This window comes from Pseudomonas fjordensis (assembly GCF_976987115.1).
Genome location: NZ_OZ336860.1, coordinates 94,887 through 115,531 on the forward strand (window position 1 = coordinate 94,887; position 20,645 = coordinate 115,531).

At 60.7% G+C, this 20,645-nt stretch carries 19 protein-coding genes and 1 pseudogene; 2 read left to right on the plus strand and 18 right to left on the minus strand.

The window, feature by feature from the left end; genetic code table 11:
- Positions 1-22 precede the first annotated feature (22 nt).
- Positions 23-1,252 carry a nucleoside recognition domain-containing protein gene (locus ACWHXD_RS00460; protein WP_032894295.1) on the plus strand — a complete coding sequence of 410 codons (1,230 nt, stop codon included), beginning with the start codon at positions 23-25 and terminating at the stop codon, positions 1,250-1,252.
- 2 nt (positions 1,253-1,254) lie between these two features.
- Positions 1,255-1,368 (plus strand): annotated as a pseudogene (locus tag ACWHXD_RS00465) (outer membrane lipoprotein carrier protein LolA); the annotation flags it as partial.
- A gap of 11 nt (positions 1,369-1,379) precedes the next feature.
- Here ACWHXD_RS00465 and ACWHXD_RS00470 read toward each other — a convergent pair.
- From ACWHXD_RS00470 to ACWHXD_RS00555, 18 genes are all read right to left on the minus strand, one after another.
- A complete protein-coding gene (locus ACWHXD_RS00470; protein WP_138762501.1) occupies positions 1,380-1,991 on the minus strand; it encodes an ABC-type transport auxiliary lipoprotein family protein in 612 nt (203 codons plus the stop codon).
- Positions 1,988-2,926 carry an MlaD family protein gene (locus tag ACWHXD_RS00475; RefSeq protein ID WP_056790601.1) on the minus strand — a complete coding sequence of 313 codons (939 nt, stop codon included), beginning with the start codon at positions 2,924-2,926 and terminating at the stop codon, positions 1,988-1,990. The genes ACWHXD_RS00470 and ACWHXD_RS00475 overlap by 4 nt, the downstream gene beginning before the upstream one ends.
- 1 nt (position 2,927) lies before the next feature.
- Positions 2,928-3,731 (minus strand): ABC transporter ATP-binding protein, encoded by an 804-nt coding sequence (locus ACWHXD_RS00480; protein WP_003187395.1) that lies wholly within the window; start codon positions 3,729-3,731, stop codon positions 2,928-2,930.
- Positions 3,728-4,876, minus strand: coding sequence for an ABC transporter permease (locus ACWHXD_RS00485; protein WP_499083422.1), 1,149 nt, complete (start codon positions 4,874-4,876; stop codon positions 3,728-3,730). Before ACWHXD_RS00485 ends, ACWHXD_RS00480 begins: the two co-directional genes overlap by 4 nt.
- Positions 4,877-4,930: 54 nt before the next feature.
- Complete coding sequence (locus tag ACWHXD_RS00490; protein ID WP_003187399.1) at positions 4,931-5,962, minus strand: DUF5924 family protein; 1,032 nt, start codon at positions 5,960-5,962, stop codon at positions 4,931-4,933.
- A 68-nt stretch (positions 5,963-6,030) separates the two neighbouring features.
- The gene (locus ACWHXD_RS00495; protein ID WP_138762500.1) at positions 6,031-7,413 is read right to left on the minus strand and encodes a M16 family metallopeptidase; all 1,383 of its coding nucleotides are present in this window, start codon (positions 7,411-7,413) and stop codon (positions 6,031-6,033) included.
- Between the two features lie 58 nt (positions 7,414-7,471).
- A complete protein-coding gene (locus ACWHXD_RS00500; RefSeq protein ID WP_032894280.1) occupies positions 7,472-9,130 on the minus strand; it encodes a Na/Pi cotransporter family protein in 1,659 nt (552 codons plus the stop codon).
- 272 nt (positions 9,131-9,402) lie between these two features.
- On the minus strand, positions 9,403-10,170 hold the full coding sequence (locus ACWHXD_RS00505) for a TerC family protein (protein ID WP_003187403.1): 768 nt from the start codon (positions 10,168-10,170) through the stop codon (positions 9,403-9,405).
- Between the two features lie 67 nt (positions 10,171-10,237).
- Positions 10,238-11,545, minus strand: a complete 1,308-nt coding sequence (locus ACWHXD_RS00510; RefSeq protein ID WP_003187405.1) for a CitMHS family transporter — start codon at positions 11,543-11,545, stop codon at positions 10,238-10,240.
- Positions 11,546-11,929: 384 nt separating this feature from the next.
- Entirely contained in the window at positions 11,930-13,891 is a 1,962-nt protein-coding gene (locus ACWHXD_RS00515) for a DUF7844 domain-containing protein (RefSeq protein WP_499083424.1), read from the minus strand.
- Positions 13,888-14,208: a DUF2388 domain-containing protein gene (locus ACWHXD_RS00520; RefSeq protein WP_003187408.1), complete on the minus strand. Its 321-nt coding sequence runs from the start codon at positions 14,206-14,208 to the stop codon at positions 13,888-13,890. Before ACWHXD_RS00520 ends, ACWHXD_RS00515 begins: the two co-directional genes overlap by 4 nt.
- A gap of 39 nt (positions 14,209-14,247) precedes the next feature.
- Positions 14,248-14,556, minus strand: coding sequence for a DUF2388 domain-containing protein (locus ACWHXD_RS00525; RefSeq protein WP_032894275.1), 309 nt, complete (start codon positions 14,554-14,556; stop codon positions 14,248-14,250).
- Between the two features lie 106 nt (positions 14,557-14,662).
- Positions 14,663-14,983 (minus strand): DUF2388 domain-containing protein, encoded by a 321-nt coding sequence (locus tag ACWHXD_RS00530; protein ID WP_034136006.1) that lies wholly within the window; start codon positions 14,981-14,983, stop codon positions 14,663-14,665.
- Between the two features lie 330 nt (positions 14,984-15,313).
- Entirely contained in the window at positions 15,314-15,529 is a 216-nt protein-coding gene (locus tag ACWHXD_RS00535; RefSeq protein ID WP_003187413.1) for a DUF1127 domain-containing protein, read from the minus strand.
- 318 nt (positions 15,530-15,847) lie between these two features.
- A complete protein-coding gene (scpC, locus tag ACWHXD_RS00540) occupies positions 15,848-17,341 on the minus strand; it encodes a succinyl-CoA:acetate CoA-transferase ScpC (protein WP_003187414.1) in 1,494 nt (497 codons plus the stop codon).
- A 236-nt stretch (positions 17,342-17,577) separates the two neighbouring features.
- Positions 17,578-19,014, minus strand: a complete 1,437-nt coding sequence (locus ACWHXD_RS00545; RefSeq protein WP_032894270.1) for an NAD(P)(+) transhydrogenase (Re/Si-specific) subunit beta — start codon at positions 19,012-19,014, stop codon at positions 17,578-17,580.
- On the minus strand, positions 19,014-19,334 hold the full coding sequence (locus ACWHXD_RS00550; RefSeq protein WP_003187417.1) for an NAD(P) transhydrogenase subunit alpha part 2: 321 nt from the start codon (positions 19,332-19,334) through the stop codon (positions 19,014-19,016). Before ACWHXD_RS00550 ends, ACWHXD_RS00545 begins: the two co-directional genes overlap by 1 nt.
- A 15-nt stretch (positions 19,335-19,349) precedes the next feature.
- The gene (locus ACWHXD_RS00555) at positions 19,350-20,471 is read right to left on the minus strand and encodes a Re/Si-specific NAD(P)(+) transhydrogenase subunit alpha (protein ID WP_138762497.1); all 1,122 of its coding nucleotides are present in this window, start codon (positions 20,469-20,471) and stop codon (positions 19,350-19,352) included.
- Positions 20,472-20,645: the final 174 nt, after the last annotated feature.

Genomic DNA, 20,645 nt, shown 5'->3' on the forward strand with positions numbered 1-20,645 from the left:
CATCTTTCGGGGGACTTATCTGATGCTCAATGGCCTGTGGCTTGGCTTCTTTGTCGTGGCAATGGTGTCAGCACTGGCGCAATGGCTGGTGGGCGGTAATGCAGGGATCTTCGCGGCGATGGTCGAAAGCATTTTCGCCATGGCCAAATTGTCGGTGGAAGTCATGGTGCTGCTGTTCGGTACCCTGACGTTATGGCTGGGCTTTCTGCGGATTGCCGAAAAAGCCGGGATCGTCGATTGGCTGGCCAAGGCCCTCGGCCCGCTGTTTCGCCGCCTGATGCCGGAAGTGCCGGCCGGGCACCCCGCGATCGGTTTGATCACCCTCAACTTTGCCGCCAACGGCCTGGGCCTGGATAACGCCGCAACGCCCATCGGCCTGAAAGCCATGAAGGCGCTGCAAGAGCTCAACCCCATCCCCAATACGGCAACCAACGCTCAGATCCTGTTTCTGGTGCTCAACGCGTCCTCGCTGACGCTGTTGCCGGTGACTATCTTCATGTACCGCGCCCAGCAAGGCGCCGCGGACCCGACGCTGGTGTTCCTGCCGATCCTGCTGGCCACCAGCGCGTCGACGCTGGTGGGCCTGCTGTCGGTGGCAGTCATGCAGCGCCTGCGGCTGTGGGACCCGGTGGTGCTGGCCTATCTGATCCCCGGCGCGTTGCTGCTGGGCGGCTTTATGGCGCTGCTGGCGACCCTGTCCGCCACGGCGCTGGCCGGTTTGTCGTCGATCCTGGGCAATCTCACGCTGTTTGGGCTGATCATGCTGTTCCTGGTGATCGGCGCGTTGCGCAAGGTCAAGGTGTACGAGGCCTTTGTGGAAGGCGCCAAGGAAGGCTTCGACGTAGCCAAGAACCTGTTGCCCTATCTGGTGGCGATGCTGTGTGCGGTTGGCGTGTTGCGTGCCTCGGGGGCCTTGGAGTTCGGCCTTGAAGGGATTCGCCATGTGGTGGCCTGGACGGGCCTGGATACGCGCTTTGTCGACGCGCTGCCGACCGCGATGGTCAAGCCGTTCTCTGGCAGTGCAGCGCGGGCGATGCTGATCGAGACCATGCAGACCCAGGGTGTGGACAGCTTCCCGGCGTTGGTGGCGGCGACGATTCAGGGCAGTACGGAAACCACGTTTTATGTGCTGGCGGTGTACTTTGGCTCGGTAGGCATCCAGCGGGCGCGGCACGCGGTGGGGTGTGCGTTGTTCGCGGAGTTTGCTGGTGTAGTGGCGGCTATTTCGGTGTGCTACTGGTTCTTCGGTTAAGCATGAGCCGCCCCCCTGTAGGAGCGAGCTTGCTCGCGAAAAACGTTAACGATGACGCGGGGCATCAGGCTCCCCGAGGCGGTCTCAGGTTTTTCGCGAGCAAGCTCGCTCCTACAGGGCGGTGGAATCATTTTTTCGGCGCAGCATTACCCTGTTGTACTACCCAATCCACCACCTGCTTATTCAACTGATCCCCGGCCTGGCCAAAAGCAGCCACCACCGCAGGCACCTTGGCGTCACCCACCGGCTGCCTCACTTCGAAACGACGGCTGGCGATAATCCGTTGATCACGTCCACGCACCAATCGCGCGTCGAGACGAATCACCACCTCCACCGCCTTGCCCCGATACTCGCTCTGAAACGCCTGCAACTGCCCGCCCAGTTCATAGTCGGCTTGCAGGTTGGTCTCGTCAGTGCTCAACAATGTCACGCGCCCGTCGCGCTGGAAGCCATCCAGCAGGCGATTACGCAGCAGCACCGGCGCCGGGTCGCTCCAGCGTGAGTTCGCATAGTTGCTGATCAAGTTGCCATCTGGCACCACGGCGATGCGCGGCCTGTCGAGAAACTCGCTGGTCTGTGGCTTGGTCACGCGCAGCGACCAACTCACCGGCGTGCCTCGGCTGGCCGGTTGGGCGGACGCCAGGCGGTACACGTCCGAAGGGTCCGGCTTGGGTAGGATCGAGCAGGCGCTGACCAGTGCCAGGGCCATAGGGACGATCATGTGGTAAGCACGCTTCATGGCGTGAACTCCTTGTTCTTATCGCTGCCCAGCAGGTAACCACTGGGGTTGGCTTCCAGGCGGCGAGAGATGGCGCGCAGCGAGCCGAGGGTTTCACGCAGCTCGCGCACGGCTGGTGCCAGTTCGTTGAGGCCCTGCATGCCGCTGTTTACCGAGTCCTGGTTATTGGTCAGCAAGGTATTGATGGTGGCGGTGCTTTGCTCCAGGGATTTCATCGCCTGCTCGGCGCTGCCGAAGGCTTGCTTGCCTTGTTCGCTGAGCAATCCATTGGCGTTGCGCATCAATACGGTGGTTTGCTCCAGCGCCGCGCCGGCCTGTTTGCTCACTTGCATCAATTGCTGCATCACCACCTTGATGTCGCCGCGTTGCTCGGCAATGGCGCCGGTGGTTTGTTGCAGGTTGTCCAGGGTGTTGCTCAGGCGTTCGACGTTTTCCCGCGAGAACAGGTGGTTGGCGTTGTGCAGCAGCAGGTTGACGCTGGTCATCAGGTCGTTGCTGTTATTGAGCAGGCGCGCGATAGGCGATGGCGATGCGATGATTTCCGGCAGGTTGCCGTCCTTGCCCTTGAGCTCCGGGCTCTGCGGGGTGCCGCCACTGAGCTGGATGATCGAGGTACCGGTGATACCGGTCAGGGCCAGTTTGGCTTGGGTGTCTTCCTTGATCGGCGTTTGCCCGGCCAGGCGGATGCGAGCCAGGACGCGGCGCGGGTCCTTGGGGTCCAGGCGCAGGCTGATCACGTCGCCCACCTTGATGCCGCTGTACTGCACCGCACTGCCCTGGGACAGGCCGCTGACCGCCTCGTTGAAGATCACTTCGTAATCCTGGAAGGCGGTATCGACGCTGGACTTGGCCAGCCACAGGCCGAACAGCATCGCGCCGACCACCACAATTACGCTGAACAGTCCGATCATCACATGATGGGCTCGGGTTTCCATGTCATACCTCGTTGAGCGATTGAGCGGCATCCAATGCCGCGCGGCCCCGGGGGCCGTGGAAATATTCGTGAATCCAGGCGTCGTTCGTTTCCGAAACGACATCGATGGCGTCGGCCACCAGCACTTTCTTCTGCGCCAGCACCGCCACACGGTCGGTGATGGTGTACAGCGTGTCGAGGTCGTGGGTGACCAGGAACACACTCAAGCCCAGCGCATCGCGCAGGGTGAGGATCAGTTGGTCGAATTGCGCCGCGCCAATCGGGTCGAGACCGGCGGTAGGTTCGTCCAGGAACAGGATGTCCGGGTCCAAGGCCAGTGCGCGGGCCAGGGCTGCACGCTTGATCATGCCGCCGGATAACGAGGCCGGGTATTTGTCGGCCGCCGACAGCGGCAACCCTGCCAGGGCCAGCTTCACCGCCGCCAAGTGCTCGGCATCGGCGCGGCTGAGTCCGGCATGCTCGATCAATGGCAGGGCCACGTTTTCGGTCACCGTCAGCGAGGAAAACAGCGCGCCTTTCTGGAACAGCACGCCAAAGCGGCGCTCCACCAGTGAGCGTTCATGTTCAGGCAGGCTCGGCAGGTTTTTGCCGAACACCCGTACTTCGCCTTCACTGGGGCGACGCAGGCCAACGATGCTGCGCAACAACACGGATTTACCGCTGCCAGAGCCACCCACCACCGCCAGGATCTCGCCCTTGTACAAATCCAGGTCGAGGTTCTCGTGCACGCTTTGGCTGCCAAAGCGATTGCACAGGCCACGCACTTCAATCACCGCCTCAGTGGGCGCACGGTGTAGACGACTCACCAGCCCATCTCCATGAAAAACATCGCCGCGACCGCATCCAGCACGATCACCACAAAGATCGATTGCACCACGCTCGACGTGGTGTGCGCGCCGACCGACTCGGCACTGCCGCTGACTTTAAACCCTTCCAGGCAGCCAATGGCCGCGATCAAAAAGGCAAAGATCGGCGCCTTCACCATGCCCACCAGAAAGTGTTGGACGCCAATGTCCGATTGCAACAGCGAAAGAAACATCGCCGGTGAAATATCCAGGGCCACCGCACACACCACACCGCCGCCGACGATCCCCGAGAGCATCGCCAGGAAGGTCAGCATCGGCAACGCCACCAGCAGCGCCAGCACGCGGGGCAATACCAACAGCTCCATGGGGTCCAGGCCCAGGGTGCGGATGGCATCGATTTCTTCTTTGGCCTTCATGGAGCCGATTTGCGCGGTGAACGCACTGGCGGTACGCCCGGCGATGAGGATTGCGGTAAGCAACACGCCGAATTCGCGCAGGAAGGAGAACGCCACCAGGTCCACGGTAAAGATCGTCGCGCCGAAGCTCTTGAGCACGGTGGCGCCGAGGAAGGCCACGACGGCGCCCACCAGAAAGGTCAGCAGCGCGACAATAGGCGCCGCATCCAGGCCCGTCTGTTCGATGTGGGCGACCATGGGCGTCAGGCGCCAGCGCTTGGGCCGCCAAATGCCGCGGGCGAAGGTTTCGAGGATCAGGCCGATAAAGCCCAGCAGCTTCATTGCGTCTTGCCAGACCGTGTCTACTGCGCGGCCGATGCGGGCCAAGACTTGAATGCCGGCGGCCTCTTCCGGCTCTTTGATCGGTACGCAAAAGTCATTCAGGGAGCGGTAGACGGTCTTGAGCAGTGCCCGGTCGGCGGCTGCCAGGGTGCAATCGGTCTGTTCGGCAGAGTGTTCGATGCGCGCAGGGCCCAGCAATTCCACCAGCAACGAGGCGCCGGCGGTATCCAGCGCACCGAGGCCGTTGAGGTCAATGCGGGCGCCGGCGTCGTATTGGCCGTCGAGCGTGGCCGACAGCTTCTTCAGGTGGGCGTAGTGGGCCAGCGTCCAGTCGCCGGTAATCCGTAGCGAAGGCGGGGTACTGGACGTATCAAGATGGGCCGCGCCGGCCGTCGTGCGAGTGGTCATAAGCTCCGAGCTTGTTTGGCTATCCACAATTGCTACGTAATAGCACGATCCGGCTTACTTTGGGTTGTCCGCTTGTGCTGTGTCTATCACCTTGAAGCGCAGAACGCCGATGACCTGGCCGTCTTCGGTGAGCACCTGCACCTGCCAGCGCCCCACGGCGTCACCTGGGAAATTCTGCTTGTGGGTCCAGGCGCGATAGCCTTCCTTGCGCCCACCATGGATGTCCAGGGCAATGCGGTCGACTTCCTGGCCGTTGAATTTCCACACATGGTAGATCCGCTCATCCAGCCCGCGTGGCGCATTGATCGCGGTGTACGCATACAGCCCACCGCTGCGCAGTTGGGCGGCGGTGACTTGCTTGAGATCGTCGCCCGGCGTGCGGTCTTGCAGTTGGGTGCTGATGGCGACTTCGGTCATCCACAGGGTGGCGGGCGGTACCCAACTGCGCAGGAACCAGCCGGCGCAGCCGATGGCGGCCGTTACCCCCAGCAGCATCGCCCAGCCCTTGAGGCTGCGCAGCGGCAGGCTGACGGCCAGGCTCGGGATCGACAAGACCATGGCTACACCCAACGCCAGTTTGTAGCTCTGGGCGGTGGTCAGGTGCATGATGATCGGCAGTGCGGTGAGCAGCGCGGCGAACAGGGTCAGGGTGTGCAGGGCCAGGAACAGCGAGCGTTTGGGCGCCAGCCACTTGTAATACAGCGGGTCGATGATCGACACCAGCGCCGCCGCGCCGAGCAGGCCGGTAAACAGCGATTGGCCGCTGTTCCAGGCGGTGGTGACGAAAAAGAAGGGCAGCACGAAAAACAGACTTTCCTGGTGGATCATCTGGGTGGCGTAGCGCAGCAGCGGTTCAGGGATCTCGCGATTGAAAACCTTGGTGAACAGTTGCGTAAAGCTGTTCTCCAGCATCAGCCACAACCAGCTCACCAGCATGATCACCGCGATCCAACTGGCCATGCCCTGCTGGCGGTCTACCAGAATGAAGCTGCCCACCCCCGAGATGAAACCGCCGAGTGCAATCACCCCTGGGTAGCGCTTGATCAGTTCTATAACGCGCTGGATAAGGGGCGGCAAGTTCGGCATGGGCGGTTCACTGGTTGTGGGAAAAATCTCAGACAGAATAACGCCTTAGCCCGATATTCTGTGCGTCATTACTCAACAGGTTTGCGATAAAGCCTCAGGCCGATCAAACCGATGATGATCAGGCCCATCGCGCCCGCGCCGATCCAGGTCAAGGCGTCATAACTCAACAGCGGTTTTTCGATGCGCCAGTAGCCCGGCTGCTGGAACGCTTCGCGCATGGCCTGGTTGGTTTGCGCCAGGCTCACGGCCTTGATGCGTTTGACCGGGTCGCTGAAACGCCCGTTGCTGTAGTCACCGGCAGCACTCCAGTAATAGTCGGCCAGCGCACTGTTGCCCTGCACCGCCCAAGCCTGGCGGGCAATAGCGGCCTGTTGCAGGCGCGTAAATACTGCTGGGTCGAGGCCGTCCTTGAGCAGTTGGGCCTTGAGGTCTTGCAAAACTTGCTCGGCTTCAGGGAGGTTTTCCCGCTCAAGGTCGGCATTCAGGCTGAGGAACCCAACGCCGCCGAGCACTTCGCGTTCTACCCATGGGCCGTAGGACAAACCGTGCTTGAGGCGCAGCTGCCGGTACAGCGCCCAGTCGAGGTAGTCCTTGAGCAGGTTGTAGGTTTCATCATGCTGGTCGTCCAATACGGGCTCGGGGAACAGCCAGTGCAGCTTGGCGCCATCGCCCACCCAACCGCGGATCAGGTCGCGGTGGCTGGCGGCGGTGTGCTGGATTTCGGGGAGGGGGCGATGTTCGCTCGGCTCCACGGGGTCGAGTTGCCCATAGGTGCGTTCCAGGTAGGCGGGCAGCAGTTTGTCGAGATCGCCGACGACGATCAGGGTCATGTTGTTCGGCGCGTACCATGCTTTGCGCAGCTTCTCCAACTGGTCGCGGCTCAGGTGGCTGACCTCGGCGCGTTCGGCGCACTTGAGGCCCAACTCCACGGCCAATTGGTTGCTGGCGCTGTGACCGAGGTCTTGGCGATCCAGCAGGCGTTGCAAGTGTGAGTAATGGCCGCCGTCTTCGCGCTCCACCACCTGTTTGGCGGCATTGATATGGGCGTCGGTCAGTTGCGTGCGCGTGAGGATGGCCAGCAGCAGGTCCAGCACCTTGCGTTGGTTCTGCGCGGGCGCCTCGATCACGAAGGTGGTGTCGGCGTTGCTGGTGTAGGCGTTCCACTCGCCGCCCAGGGCTTGCATGCGGTCTTCGAGGTCGCCTTCGCCGCCGCCGTCGATACCGCTGAACAGCAAGTGCTCGAACAAGTGCGGCAGTTCTTTTTCTTCGCAACCGAAGTCGTCCAGGCCCACCCCAACCACCAGGCGAATAGCCACGTGCCCACGCTCGGTGCCCGGTTTGAGCAGCAGTTGCAGGCCGTTGGGCAAGGTGTAGCCCTCGACTTGCAGGCGGTCAAAGGCAAAGGTGTGGGCCGAGCCCAAGAGCAGGCAGGCGAGTAACAGGCGACGCATAACAAGCTTCCTGGCGAATGAGGTCCATTGTTAACTGACTTCGCTCGCGGGCGTACGTTCAGGGCGAATGGGTGATGTCGGCAATACTTTCGGCGGATAGCGCGCCGGTGTCGGACGTTTCCAACACTACATAAGCACTGCTGCAAAACAACGAGTTCAAGCGTTTCATGTCGGCAATCAGCTCCAAGTGCAGGGAACTGGTTTCCAGGCTCTGCACGATCTTGCGCTGCAGGCGGCTGACATGGGCGTGTGCCAGGCGGCGTTCCTGGGCGCGGAAGCGGCGCTTTTCACGCAGTAATTGGCGAGCGCTTTCCGGGTCGCCGCTGAGAAACACCGACAGGCCCAGGCGCAGGTTGGCGATCAACTGGCTGTGCAGGCCGCTGAGTTCTTCCAGGCCCACTTCGGAAAATTGCCGGCGCTGCGAGGTCTTCTGTTGCTGGACCTTGCGCAGCATGCGTTCGATCAGGTCACCCGCCAATTTCAAGTTGATCGACAGCTCGATGATCTCGGCCCAGCGGCGGTTGTCTTGTTCACTCAGGTCTTCCCGAGGCATTTGCGCCAGGTAGAGTTTGATCGCGCTGTAGAGCGCTTCGACGTCATCGCTCAGGCTGCGCACTTCTTGGGTAACGGCGGTTTGGTTGCCGCGCAGCACTTCCTGCATCGAAGTGAGCATATTGTCGATCAAGTCACCCAGGCGCAGGGTTTCGCGGGCGGCGTTCGCCAGGGCCAGGCTTGGGGTATTCAATGAGGCCAGGTCCAGATGGCGTGGCTTGGCCTTGCCATTGGTTTCAGGGCGTTCCGGCAGCAGCCATTCGCACAGGCGTGCCATGGGCCCGATGGTGGGTAACAGGATCAGGCAGCGGCTGACGTTGTAGAGCAGGTGGAAGGTGATGACCATGCCCTGAACGCTGTAGTCCAGGCCGTCCATCCAGCCCACGAGTGGGTCAAGCACTGGAATGATCAGCAACAGACCGATCAATTTGTACAACAGGCTGCCCAGGGCCACTTGGCGACCGGCAGTGTTTTGCATGCTGGTGCTGAGAAAGGCCAGCACGCCGCTGCCGATGTTGGCGCCGATCACCAGGCCGATGGCCACGTGCAAGCCGATCACGCCGGCACCGGCCAGGGTGGCAGTGAGCAATACCGCAGCGAGGCTGGAGTAGGAAATCATCGCGAACAGCGCGCCGACCAGGGCGTCCAGCAAGATATCGCCGGTCAGCGAAGCGAAGATGACTTTCACGCCCTGGGCATGGGTAATGGGCCCGGCCGCTTCGACGATCAATTGCAGGGCGAGGATGATCAGGCCCAGGCCGATCCCGACCCGGCCCAACTGCCCTGCCCGCGTCTGTTTGCGCGACAGGAAGAAAATCACCCCGAGGAAGATCAGCAGCGGCGACAGCCAGGACAAATCGAACGTCAGCACCCGCGCCATCAAGGCCGTACCGACGTCGGCGCCAAGCATGGTGGCCAAGGCCGGCGTGAGGCTCATCAGCCCTTGGCCGACGAACGAAGTCACCAGCATCGCGGTGGCGTTACTGCTTTGCACCATGGCCGTCACCAGGATACCGGCGACAAATGCCAGCCAGCGCTTGGACATGTTCTGCCCGATGACTTGGCGCAAATTAGAACCGTAGACCCGCAGGATGCCGGTTCGGACGATATGCGTGCCCCAGATAAGCAGGGTCACGGCGGAAAGCAGATTGAGCAAGGTCAGCATGCTCGGCCCCCCGTGTGGGTGCGCTCCAAAAGGAGCGAAGGAAAGTTACCGCGTGCCGCTCTACGTCTTGTACCTAAGCTGTAGTTGGCGAATGGGCTCTGCGCCAGCATCGCATAGCTAAACTTGGGATTGAAACAAAACTGTCATGAAGATCGTTCCCCACGCTTGGCGTGGGAACGCATCCTGTGACGCTCTGCGTCACTTTGCGGACGCGGAGCGTCCGAGAGGGCATTCCCACGCGGAGCGTGGGAACGATCACTCGAGGGTCAAATTTACTGACCCGGAATGTCCTTGCGCAGTTTCACTGGGTCCTGCTGTTTCTTCTTTTTCGCGATGGCCGTACGCATCTTGATGTTCACCGCTTCCACCGCCAGCGAGAACGCCATGGCGAAGTAGACGTAGCCTTTTGGTACGTGCACGTCGAAGGATTCAGCGATCAGCACGGTACCCACTACCAGCAGGAACGACAGCGCCAGCATTTTCAGCGACGGGTGCTTGTCGATGAATTCGCTGATCGTGCCGGCAGCCAGCATCATCACCAATACCGCAACGACGATGGCGGCAACCATCACCGGCACGTGGGAAACCATGCCGACGGCGGTAATTACCGAGTCCAGGGAGAACACGATGTCGATGATGGCGATCTGGATAATGGTGTAGATGAATTTGCCACCGGCGCCTTTGGGCTCGTCCTGGGTTTCATCTTCACCTTCCAGGGCGTGGTACATCTCCTGGGAGCTTTTCCACAGCAGGAACAGACCACCGAAGAACAGGATCAGGTCGCGACCGGAGATGCCCTGGCCAAACACCACGAAAAGGTCGGCGGTCAGTTGCATGACCCAGGTGATCGACAGCAGCAACAGGATGCGCGTGACCATGGCCAACGCCAGGCCGAAGATCCGAGTGCGTGCCTGCATATGCTTGGGCATGCGGCTGACCAGGATCGAAATCATGATGATGTTATCGATGCCCAGGACGATCTCAAGGGCCGTCAGGGTGAAGAAGGCAATCCAGATTTCCGGATTGGTCAGCCATTCCATGTGTATTCCTTTGAGCAAGTGTTAACCGCGCAAGCTGTAGCGCCGCGCGGTGAGTGAGTCGGTACGATTATAGAGTGCTGAACAGCGGAAAAATCCCCATCAGCAATGCGGCGAACATTATGCACAGGCACACCAGCACTGCCCACTTGAGCGTGAAGCGCTGGTGATCGCCGAATTCGATACCCGCCAGGGCAACCAGCAAGTACGTCGAGGGTACCAGTGGGCTCAGCAAATGCACGGGTTGCCCGACGATCGACGCCCGCGCCATTTCCACCGCGGTGATGCCGTAATGGCTGGCAGCTTCGGCCAGTACCGGCAGTACGCCGTAGTAGAACGCATCGTTGGACATGAAGAAGGTGAACGGCATGCTCACCAGCGCGGTGATCACCGCCAGGTAAGGGCCCATGGCTTCGGGGATGACTGCCAGCAGGCTCTTGGACATGGCGTCGACCATGCCGGTGCCCGACAGGATGCCCGTGAAGATACCGGCGGCGAAGATCAAACCCACCACCGCCAATACGCTACCGGCGTGAGCCGCGACGCGGTCCTTCTGCTGCTGCAGGCACGGGTAGTTGACGATCATGGCGATACTGAACGCCACCATGAACAGCACCGGCAGCGGCAACAGGCCGGCAATCAAGGTGCACATCAACGCCAGGGTCAGGGCGCCGTTGAACCAGATCAATTTCGGACGGCGGGCGTCGGGGAATTGCGACACGCTGATTTCGCTGTGGTCGATCTCGTCGCCCTGCAGGTGCAATTCACCCAGGCGTGCACGCTCGCGCTTGCCGTACATGTAGGCAATCACCAGGATCGCCACCACACCGGCGGCCATGGCCGGGATCATCGGTACGAAGATGTCCGACGGGTCTACATGCAGCGCACTGGCGGCGCGCGCGGTCGGGCCGCCCCAGGGGGTCATGTTCATCACGCCACCGGCGAGAATGATCAGGCCGGCCATGATCCGTGGGCTCATGCCGATGCGCTGGTACAGCGGCAGCATGGCCGCGACGCAGATCATGTAGGTGGTGGCACCGTCACCGTCCAGAGATACCACCAGGGCCAGCACGGCGGTGCCGACTGACACCTTGAGCGGGTCGCCCTTGACCATCTTGAGGATCTTGCGCACGGCCGGGTCGAACAGGCCGGAGTCGATCATCAAGGCAAAATAGAGGATGGCGAACATCAGCATCACGCCGGTTGGCGCAAGCTTGGTGATGCCTTCGAGCATCATCGGGCCGATCTTCGGTGCGAAACCGCCGAACAGCGCGAACAGGATCGGCACGATGATCAAGGCGATCAGCGCGGACAGGCGCTTGGTCATGATCAGGAACATGAACGTGATGACCATGGCAAAGCCAAGGAAAGTCAGCATAGGAATACTCCAGGCGTAGCGCGGCTAGGGAATGGCGGACCGAGTGGCGGTCAGCGCAGAACGAAAGGCACGAGGCGTACGGGTGGAGTTGGAGCGAACAGGCGGGTACGAGCGGACATCGGGAATCACCATTGTTGTTGTTAACAGCCGGTCTGTTGCCGGCAGTGGAGGCGATCCTAGACGGGGAAGCTTTCAGCCAGCTTTCGCTGAGAAAACAGCTGATGAAGGGCAGGTGCCAGTCTTCAGGTTCTTGTTCTTGTAGGAGCGAGCTTGCTCGCGAAAAACGTCAACGATAACGCGCGCTTTCTGAATAAACGCGGCGCCTGTGAGTTTTTCGCGAGCAAGCTCGCTCCTACAAGGGCAAGCCAGCTTACACAGTGGTGTTCAGGGCAGTTCGAGGCCGCCGGCGGCTTTATGCAGCGCTCGCAAATGCTCACCCACCTGTTTGAGGTTGGCCTCACAGGCGGCAATCTCGGCGGCGCGAGACGGATCGAGCAGCGCCCTCACCTCTTTATCCAGCTCGCCGGTCAACGACTGCAACTGCTTCTGGCGTTCGGCGCTTTCTGATTCCAGGCGCTTGGCTTCTGAAGGTTGCGGCAGGCCGTAACCACCACTGTCCAACAACTCGGCCGGGCGGCTGAGGAAGCCGCTGTTGGCGAGAATTTGCTGCAGCGTGTTGTTGGCTTTCTCCATGCCGCCATTTTTCAGCTCGCGGGCATTGAGATAGCGTTGTTTGACTTCGTCCTGGGCGAGCATCAGCTGTTTGCGATAGCTGGCCTGCTCCAGCAGCAACAGCGCGGCGCTGGTACGCAGGTCGGCCTGGGCAAACCATTGGCGACGCGCTTGCGCATCCAGGGACAACCAGTCTTCGACCTGGGTCTGCTTGATCGGCAGTTGCTTGCGCAACACATCGAACATGGCCTGGTAACGCTCGCGGAACGAGTCGAAGTGATACCCCAGGCGCAGGGCTTCGCGCTTGTCGTTCAATACGCTGGTATCGGCCAGGCCGCGGGCGCTGAGCACTTCCAGCAAACCGTTGGGGGTGATGTTGTCCAGGCCGGTCAATTGCGGATTGGCGCTGCCACTGCGCAACAGTTTCAGGCTTTCGACCGCACAATTGTTGGAGATAAAGAAGTAGTTGCCGTCATAGCTCCAGTGCATCTCAGCCGCATGTTCGACGGTGTCGTTGATTTCCTGGCGGCTGAGCTTCAGCGGCACCGATGCCAGGCCACGCAGTTCGGTCTTGGTGTACTCATCAATGACCTGGGCCAGCGGCAGGACGAACAGCCGCGACGGGTATTTGCCCACCAGGCCATCCCAGCTCGACAGCTGAACGTCACCGACGAAGGCGCGGTAAGACAAGACCAGGTGCCGGTCCAGATCCAGTCGGCAATCCGGGCCACGCGGGCGGCCCGGGGCGCAAATCACCAGGCGCAACATGCTATGGCCCCAACGGCTCACCAGGTTCTGGTTGGCTTCGGCAAGCAGATAGTCGATTTCGTACACGCGCTCCGGATCGATCTGGCCCAGGGGCGTCTTGGCGAAATCGTTGCCTGCGTTCAGGAAGGCATAGGTGCTGGCGCAGGTGTCTTGTTCGGGTGGAGCCCAGCCGAAGTGGTCCTTGTAATAACGGAACAGCGCGGGGCGGCGACAGGCGTAGCTGGGGTCCAGGAGGAAGTACTCCATGTTGACCGCGACGAACTCCAGCGGGCTGGTGGTTTCGTAGATGTCCGGGCTGCGCACCACCTGATGGTTATGCTGCTCACGCTCGCCGCGCCGACCCACATATTGTGGCCAGCCGGCAAGGTCCAGCAGGCGCGGGTCGTCACTGAGGGTAAAGCGGCGGTCGTTCTGGCCACGGCACTGGTCGGGCAAACCGATCAAGCCGGTGATGTTGTTCTGACGGCTGCAGCGCTGGATCAGCGTGCGCTCGTCCTTGGACCACAGGCGCGCACGGTCGTAGATGTGGGTCAGTTCATGCAGCACGGTGGCGAGCATTTCCCGGCGCACAGTGCCGTGGGGGCGATTGGTTTTCTGGGTGGCGGCGCTGCCGTCAGTCAGGCTGGCAAGCAGATTCTGGTTGAGGTCCAACTCGGACACCAGGGACGCCTGGCCGTAGGCGTTTTCAGGCATCTTGTCGGTCCAGCCGACATCGATACGTCGGTCCAATTGCTCGACAAAGCGCGGCGGCAAGGCGCGCAGCGCTTCATCGAGCAATGCCTGGCTGGCCTGCTGTTCGGCCGGGCTCAAGCCTTCGGTCTTGAGCCGCAGTTGCAGGCCGGCCTGGGCCGTACTCGCGCACAGCAGCACGGCCCCGGCCAGGAGCCAGGTTTTGAGGCGCCTCACAGAGCGAGGATAGCTTCTGCGAGGGTCTGGTCGCTGGCATCACGGGCTTCTGGCACGCGGGTGCGAAGGGTATCGAACGCGGCTTCCAGTTGGGCGCCACGGATCTCGCCATTGGTGGCGACGAAACTGGCGGCGTCATCGTGGGCTTCGCGCACGATCTTGGAGTCGCGGATGGAGGTGGTGGTGTCCGAGGTGAAATCAATGGTGCGTGCCGAAGCCCGCACGACGATGTTGCTGGTGGCCTTCAAGGTTTGCGCCTGGGCGACATCAGCCAAAAACAGCAGGCCGAGGGCGGCGACGATCAGCGGGCTACGCATGGGGTGACTCCAATGACAAAGATAGAATTACAACGATGATTATTGGACGAGAATTGCTTGCGCCAGTTCAAGGTCGCTTGCATGAAGTTTTGGCTGGGTGCGGCGCAGATAGTCCAGCGCGGACTCCAGGCGTGCGCCCCGCCATTGGCCGTCAGTGGCAATGAAAGCGGCAGCATCATCCCGAGCGGCCAGGACCAACTTATTGTCGAACGGCGCAGAGGTCACTTTGCTGGTGGCATACACGCTGACAACCGTGCTCTGGGTGGACACATCCAACGCTGAAGCCATGGGTGACCAGCAGGCGCAAAACAGAACAGGAACACTCAATAAACGGTATGAAAAAGCCATGGGACTCGACAACTGAAAGCGAGCGCCAAGGCTAGCGCAACCGCCGGGCGAGAGCCAGCGTCGAGCCATGCGGGAGCGGCGGGCGCTCCCGTCTGGTTGCCGTGGGTCAGATAGCCAGGATGGCCTGTGCCAGCTGTGCATCTGTTGCGGTATTCAGCTGTGGCGCTTGTTGGCGGATCTGGGCCAGGGCGCTTTCGAGTTTCACGCCACGGATGGCGCCTTCGCTGGCGACAAAGCTGGCGGCATCGTCACGGGCCGCTTGTACGACCTTGTTGTCGCGCAGGGATGAGGTGGCATCAGACGTGGCATCGGAGGTTGCCTTCAGAGCGCCGACGATCGAGTCGGTCGTCATGATCAGGCTGCTCGCGTTGGCATTGGCAGCCAGGGTCAGCACAGCGGCAGTGCACAGCAGGCGAAGACGGGACATGGGGTAACTCCTGTAGACGAATAATAAGGTGGCGCGAAACGGCCACAATGAAACGGACTGGGACTGTCGAGCATCAGACGCACGCTCTACAGGGTTCGCCACGTGGTGAACCGATATTAGGCGTGTGCCCGGCTATTCGGAAGCCTGTAATTAAACTGTACCTGTCATATTTTATTAATTTAGAACTGTATCTGTGTGCTTGAGTCGAGCCAATCCAATGCGCTATCGCACATACAACAAAGCCCGCCTCCGGTTACCCGGGGCGGGCTTTGTTTTGACAAATCAGGGTGCTGGCAGTGGACCCGTCAGGTCAGGGCCAGCGGGCGCTACTTAGCGCCAGAACGGCTTGCTCAGCTCTTCGTAGCGTTGAGCTTCGCTGATACCGGCGTCAGCCAGCAGACGCGAATCCAGGCGAGCCAACTGGTGGCGGCTGGAGATGCGGCGCTGCCACAACATCAGGTTGGCGAGAACGCGCAAAGGCAGGGAAGCCTGGGTGTTTACAGCTTTTTCTTCGAAGAACAGTTCGGAACTGAGTGTACGTTCCATGATGACATCCTTCCGCTTGTGGCGGGATTAGGTAGTGGTTTAACTGATGCCAATGATCCTCTTCCAAGGCAAGACTCTCTAGATACAGTTCACCTGTATTGTGAGAGGCCAGTTAACTGTTTAACGAGGCTGTACGGTACGAAATTGGGGCAACTGTACCTGTGCGCACTTAAAAGGTGCGAAATAGGTAATTTTGAGTTGAAATGTGGGATATTTCGGTAGGAAATGACCAGTACAGCAGTACAGTTTTTTCCATTAATGCGTGAGGGTTCACCGAGCTGATGAAACTGTATTTGCATCAGCCCGGATCTGTATTCATCAAGCCTTGAGCATGTGCCCGGTTTCTTCCAGGTTAATGTGCCAACTCAGTGCTTCGCGCAGGATGTGCGGGGTATGCCCGCCGATGGCGCAGGCGGCATCGAAGTAAGTGTTGAGCGCATCACGATACGCTGGGTGCACGCAGTTATCGATGATGACCCGAGCGCGCTCCCGTGGCGCCAGGCCCCGCAGGTCGGCAAGGCCTACTTCGGTGACGAGAATGTCCACGTCATGTTCGGTGTGGTCCACATGGCTGACCATCGGTACCACGCTGGAAATCGCGCCCCCCTTGGCAATCGACTTGGTGACGAAGATCGCCAGGTGCGCATTGCGGGCGAAATCCCCGGAGCCGCCGATGCCGTTCATCATCCGCGTGCCGCAGACGTGGGTGGAGTTGACGTTGCCGTAGATATCGAATTCCAGCGCGGTATTGATACCGATGATGCCCAGGCGGCGTACCACTTCAGGGTGGTTGGAGATTTCCTGCGGGCGCAGCACCAATTTGTCCTTGTAGTGTTCCAGGTTGCCGAACACATCGGCATTACGCCGCTCCGACAAAGTAATCGAACTGCCGGAGGCGAAGCTCAGCTTGCCAGCGTCGATCAGGTCGAATGTCGAATCCTGCAACACTTCCGAGTACATGGTCAGGTCTTCGAACGGTGACTCGATCAACCCGCACATCACCGCGTTGGCAATATTGCCGATGCCGGCTTGCAGCGGCCCGAGCTTGTTGGTCATGCGCCCCGCATCGACTTCTTGCTTGAGGAAGTTGATCAGGTGGTTGGCGATGCCTTGGGTATCGCTATCAGGCGGTGTCACCGTGGAGGCGGAGTCCGCCTGGTTGGTGATGACGATGGCGACGATTTTCTCGGGCGGGATCGGAATCGCGGTGCTGCCAATGCGGTCGTCGACTTTCACCAGCGGAATAGGCGTGCGCGTCGGCCGGTAGGTCGGGATGTAGATGTCGTGCAGCCCTTCCAGGTTCGGGTTGTGCGCCAGGTTGATCTCGACGATCACCTGTTTGGCAAAAATCGCGAAGCTGGCCGAGTTGCCTACGGAGGTAGTGGGCACGATATGCCCTTGCTCAGTGATCGCGACGGCTTCGATCACGGCGATGTCTGGCAATTTGAGCTGGTTATTGCGCAGTTGCTCGACGGTTTCCGACAGGTGCTGGTCGATAAACATTACCTCGCCGGCATTGATCGCCTTGCGCAGAGTGCTGTCGACTTGAAAGGGCATGCGTCGTGACAGTACGCCGGCTTCGGTCAATTGTTTGTCCAGGTCATTGCCCAGACTGGCGCCGGTCATCAGCGTGATCTTGAGGGGCGACGTCTTGGCGCGTTCGGCCAGGGCGTGGGGGACGGCCTTGGCTTCACCGGCACGGGTGAAGCCGCTCATGCCGACGGTCATGCCGTCCTCGATCAGTGCAGCGGCGTCTGCCGCGCTCATGACCTTGTTCAACAACGAAGGCAAGCGGATACGATCACGGTACATGAATTGTTATCTCTGGCTACGGAAAGCAAGGTGGGCAGTGTAGTGATTTCAAAAAGTTTCGGCCCGCTACCATGGTCGAATGCCAGGTCGCGATTTAGAGCCTTTGGTCGGGTTTCATGTGTGTGCAAAGCGGGAAGCAGAGCATCCCTGGATGCGTTCCCACGCAGAGCGTGGGAGCCATAAAAAAACCCCAGCCTACGTGAGGCCAGGGTTTCGGGTATTGCGCTGGCGCAGTGTTATTCGACGGCCTTGACCATGTCTTCGATGACCTTTTTGGCATCACCGAACACCATCATGGTCTTGTCCAGGTAGAACAACTCGTTGTCCAGGCCCGCATAGCCGCTGGCCATCGAGCGCTTGTTGACGATGATGGTCTTGGCCTTGAACGCCTCGAGGATCGGCATGCCGGCGATGGGGGAGTTCGGGTCGTTCTTGGCGGCCGGGTTGACCACGTCGTTGGCGCCCAACACCAGCACCACGTCGGCCTGGCCGAACTCGGAGTTGATGTCCTCCATCTCGAACACTTGGTCGTAAGGCACTTCGGCCTCGGCCAGCAATACGTTCATGTGCCCCGGCATACGACCCGCCACCGGGTGGATCGCGTACTTCACGGTGACGCCGTGGTGGGTCAGCTTCTCGGTCAGTTCCTTGAGCGCGTGTTGTGCCCGCGCCACTGCAAGGCCGTAGCCTGGGACGATAATCACGGTGTCGGCGTTGGTCAGCAGGAAGGTGGCGTCATCAGCGGAGCCGGACTTCACCGGGCGTGCTTCTTTGGAGCCCGCCGCAGCGCCAGCGTCCGGCGCATTGCCGAAACCGCCCAACAGCACATTAAAGAAGGAGCGGTTCATGGCCTTGCACATGATGTACGACAGGATCGCGCCGCTGGAGCCCACCAGGGAGCCGGCGATGATCAGCATCGAGTTGTTCAGCGAGAAGCCAATGCCCGCCGCTGCCCAGCCGGAATAGCTGTTGAGCATCGACACCACCACGGGCATGTCGGCGCCGCCAATCGGGATGATGATCAGCACACCCAGCACAAAGGCCAAGGCCAGCATCAGTGCGAACGCAGTGAGATTGCCGGTCAACATGAACGCCAGGCCCAGGCCCAGGGTTGCCAGGCCAAGTATCAGGTTCAGTTTGTGTTGGCCGCCGAACTGTACCGGTGCGCCTTGGAACAGGCGGAACTTGTACTTGCCCGACAGTTTGCCGAACGCGATCACCGAGCCGGAGAAGGTGATTGCACCGATGGCGGCGCCGAGGAACAGCTCCAGGCGATTACCGGCCGGTATCGAATCGCCCAACTGCTTGACGATGCCCAGGGACTGCGGTTCGACAACGGCGGCAATGGCGATGAACACCGCTGCCAGGCCAATCATGCTGTGCATGAAGGCGACCAGCTCAGGCATCTTGGTCATTTCGACGCGCTTGGCCATGATCGAGCCGGCGGTGCCGCCGACCAGTAGGCCAACGATGACGTAGCCAATACCGGCAGTCGCCAGTTCAGCCCCCAGCTTATAGATGAGGCCGACGGTGGTGAGTACCGCCAGCGCCATGCCGAGCATGCCGAACAGGTTGCCGCGCCGCGAAGTGGTCGGGTGCGAGAGGCCTTTGAGGGCCTGGATGAAACAGATCGACGCGATCAGGTAGAGCGTCGTCACGAGATTCATGCTCATTACTTGGGCGCCTCTTCTTTTACTTTCGGGGCTTTCTTCTTGAACATCTCAAGCATCCTGCGGGTGACCAGGAAGCCGCCGAAGACATTCACCGCCGCCAAGGCCACGGCCAGTGTGCCCATAGTCTTGCCCAACGGGGTGACGGTCAGCGCGGCAGCCAGCATGGCGCCGACGATGACAATCGCGGAAATGGCATTGGTCACGGCCATCAGAGGCGTGTGCAGCGCGGGTGTTACGTTCCAGACCACGTGATAACCGACATAAATCGCCAGCACAAAGATGATCAGGTTGTAGATACCGGGGGAGATAAGCTCTTCCATCGTCTGAATCCCTGCTTAGGCGTTTTTGCGGATGACTTGGCCGTCGCGGCACATCAGGCACGCGGCGACGATGTCGTCTTCGAGGTTGATTTCAAACTGCCCTTCCTTGGTGAAGACCAGCTTCAGGAAGTCCAGCAGGTTGCGCGCATACAAGGCCGAGGCGTCGGCGGCGACCGCGCCCGCCAAGTTGGTCGGGCCGCAGATGATCACGCCGTTTTCCACCACTACCTGATCGGCCACGGTCAGCGGGCAGTTGCCACCCTGGGCAGCGGCGAGGTCGATGACCACCGAGCCGGGTTTCATCTGCGCCACGGTATCGGCGCTGAGCAGGGTCGGAGCCTTGCGGCCCGGGATCAGGGCGGTGGTGATGACGATGTCGGCCTGTTTGGCGCGTTCGTGCACGGCCAGGGCCTGGCGCTGCATCCAACTGCTGGGCATCGGGCGCGCGTAGCCACCGACACCGACGGCGCATTCACGCTCTTCATCGGTTTCGTACGGTACGTCGACAAACTTGGCGCCCAGGGACTCGATCTGCTCCTTTACCGCCGGGCGTACGTCGGACGCTTCGATCACTGCACCCAGGCGTTTCGCCGTGGCGATGGCTTGCAGGCCCGCCACACCGGCGCCGAGGATCAGTACGCGTGCGGCTTTTACAGTCCCGGCAGCCGTCATCAGCATCGGCATGAAGCGCGGGTAGTGATGGGCGGCCAGTAACACGGCCTTGTAACCGGCGATGTTGGCTTGCGAAGACAGCACATCAAGGCTTTGGGCCCGTGAAGTACGCGGCGCGGCTTCCAGGGCGAAAGCGGTGATGCCGCGCTCGGCGAGCTTGGCGATGGTTTCGTTGCTGAACGGGTTGAGCATGCCCACCAACACGGTGCCACTTTTGATCAGCGCCAGTTCGCTGTCGCTGGGGGCAACCACTTTAAGGATCAGCTCGGCACCAAACGCGTCGTTGGCACTGCCAATGGTGGCGCCTGCCGTTTCATAGGCACTGTCGACGATGCTGGCACTGATGCCTGCGCCGCTTTGTACAGTGACCTTATGGCCCTGGCCGATCAGCTTCTTGATGGTTTCCGGGGTGGCAGCCACCCGCGTTTCACCGGTCTGGGTTTCGAGAGCAACACCAATGTGCACGTCAAATCTCCTGCATGATCTTTTTGCTTTTGATCTTTTTGTAAAAAGGCCAGTGCACCGCGAGTGGCGCAGCTGGGGCGGCCGATCAGCACGATCCCGCTGAAATGACAGCGGGGCGCGGCATTTTGCAGGCGAACTTTACGGCCATCAAGGGATTATGACGGGTGACGAAAA

Excerpts from the sequence above, each read along its gene's own strand:
- ACWHXD_RS00460 (WP_032894295.1), top strand. The coding sequence starts at position 23 with ATGCTCAATGGCCTGTGGCTTGGCTTCTTTGTCGTGGCAATGGTGTCA.
- ACWHXD_RS00470 (WP_138762501.1), bottom strand. The coding sequence starts at position 1,991 with ATGAAGCGTGCTTACCACATGATCGTCCCTATGGCCCTGGCACTGGTC.
- ACWHXD_RS00475 (WP_056790601.1), bottom strand. The coding sequence starts at position 2,926 with ATGGAAACCCGAGCCCATCATGTGATGATCGGACTGTTCAGCGTAATT.
- ACWHXD_RS00485 (WP_499083422.1), bottom strand. The coding sequence starts at position 4,876 with ATGACCACTCGCACGACGGCCGGCGCGGCCCATCTTGATACGTCCAGT.
- ACWHXD_RS00490 (WP_003187399.1), bottom strand. The coding sequence starts at position 5,962 with ATGCCGAACTTGCCGCCCCTTATCCAGCGCGTTATAGAACTGATCAAG.
- ACWHXD_RS00495 (WP_138762500.1), bottom strand. The coding sequence starts at position 7,413 with ATGCGTCGCCTGTTACTCGCCTGCCTGCTCTTGGGCTCGGCCCACACC.
- ACWHXD_RS00500 (WP_032894280.1), bottom strand. The coding sequence starts at position 9,130 with ATGCTGACCTTGCTCAATCTGCTTTCCGCCGTGACCCTGCTTATCTGG.
- ACWHXD_RS00505 (WP_003187403.1), bottom strand. The coding sequence starts at position 10,170 with ATGGAATGGCTGACCAATCCGGAAATCTGGATTGCCTTCTTCACCCTG.
- ACWHXD_RS00510 (WP_003187405.1), bottom strand. The coding sequence starts at position 11,545 with ATGCTGACTTTCCTTGGCTTTGCCATGGTCATCACGTTCATGTTCCTG.
- ACWHXD_RS00520 (WP_003187408.1), bottom strand. The coding sequence starts at position 14,208 with ATGCGTAGCCCGCTGATCGTCGCCGCCCTCGGCCTGCTGTTTTTGGCT.
- ACWHXD_RS00525 (WP_032894275.1), bottom strand. The coding sequence starts at position 14,556 with ATGGCTTTTTCATACCGTTTATTGAGTGTTCCTGTTCTGTTTTGCGCC.
- ACWHXD_RS00530 (WP_034136006.1), bottom strand. The coding sequence starts at position 14,983 with ATGTCCCGTCTTCGCCTGCTGTGCACTGCCGCTGTGCTGACCCTGGCT.
- ACWHXD_RS00535 (WP_003187413.1), bottom strand. The coding sequence starts at position 15,529 with ATGGAACGTACACTCAGTTCCGAACTGTTCTTCGAAGAAAAAGCTGTA.
- scpC (WP_003187414.1), bottom strand. The coding sequence starts at position 17,341 with ATGTACCGTGATCGTATCCGCTTGCCTTCGTTGTTGAACAAGGTCATG.
- ACWHXD_RS00545 (WP_032894270.1), bottom strand. The coding sequence starts at position 19,014 with ATGAGCATGAATCTCGTGACGACGCTCTACCTGATCGCGTCGATCTGT.
- ACWHXD_RS00550 (WP_003187417.1), bottom strand. The coding sequence starts at position 19,334 with ATGGAAGAGCTTATCTCCCCCGGTATCTACAACCTGATCATCTTTGTG.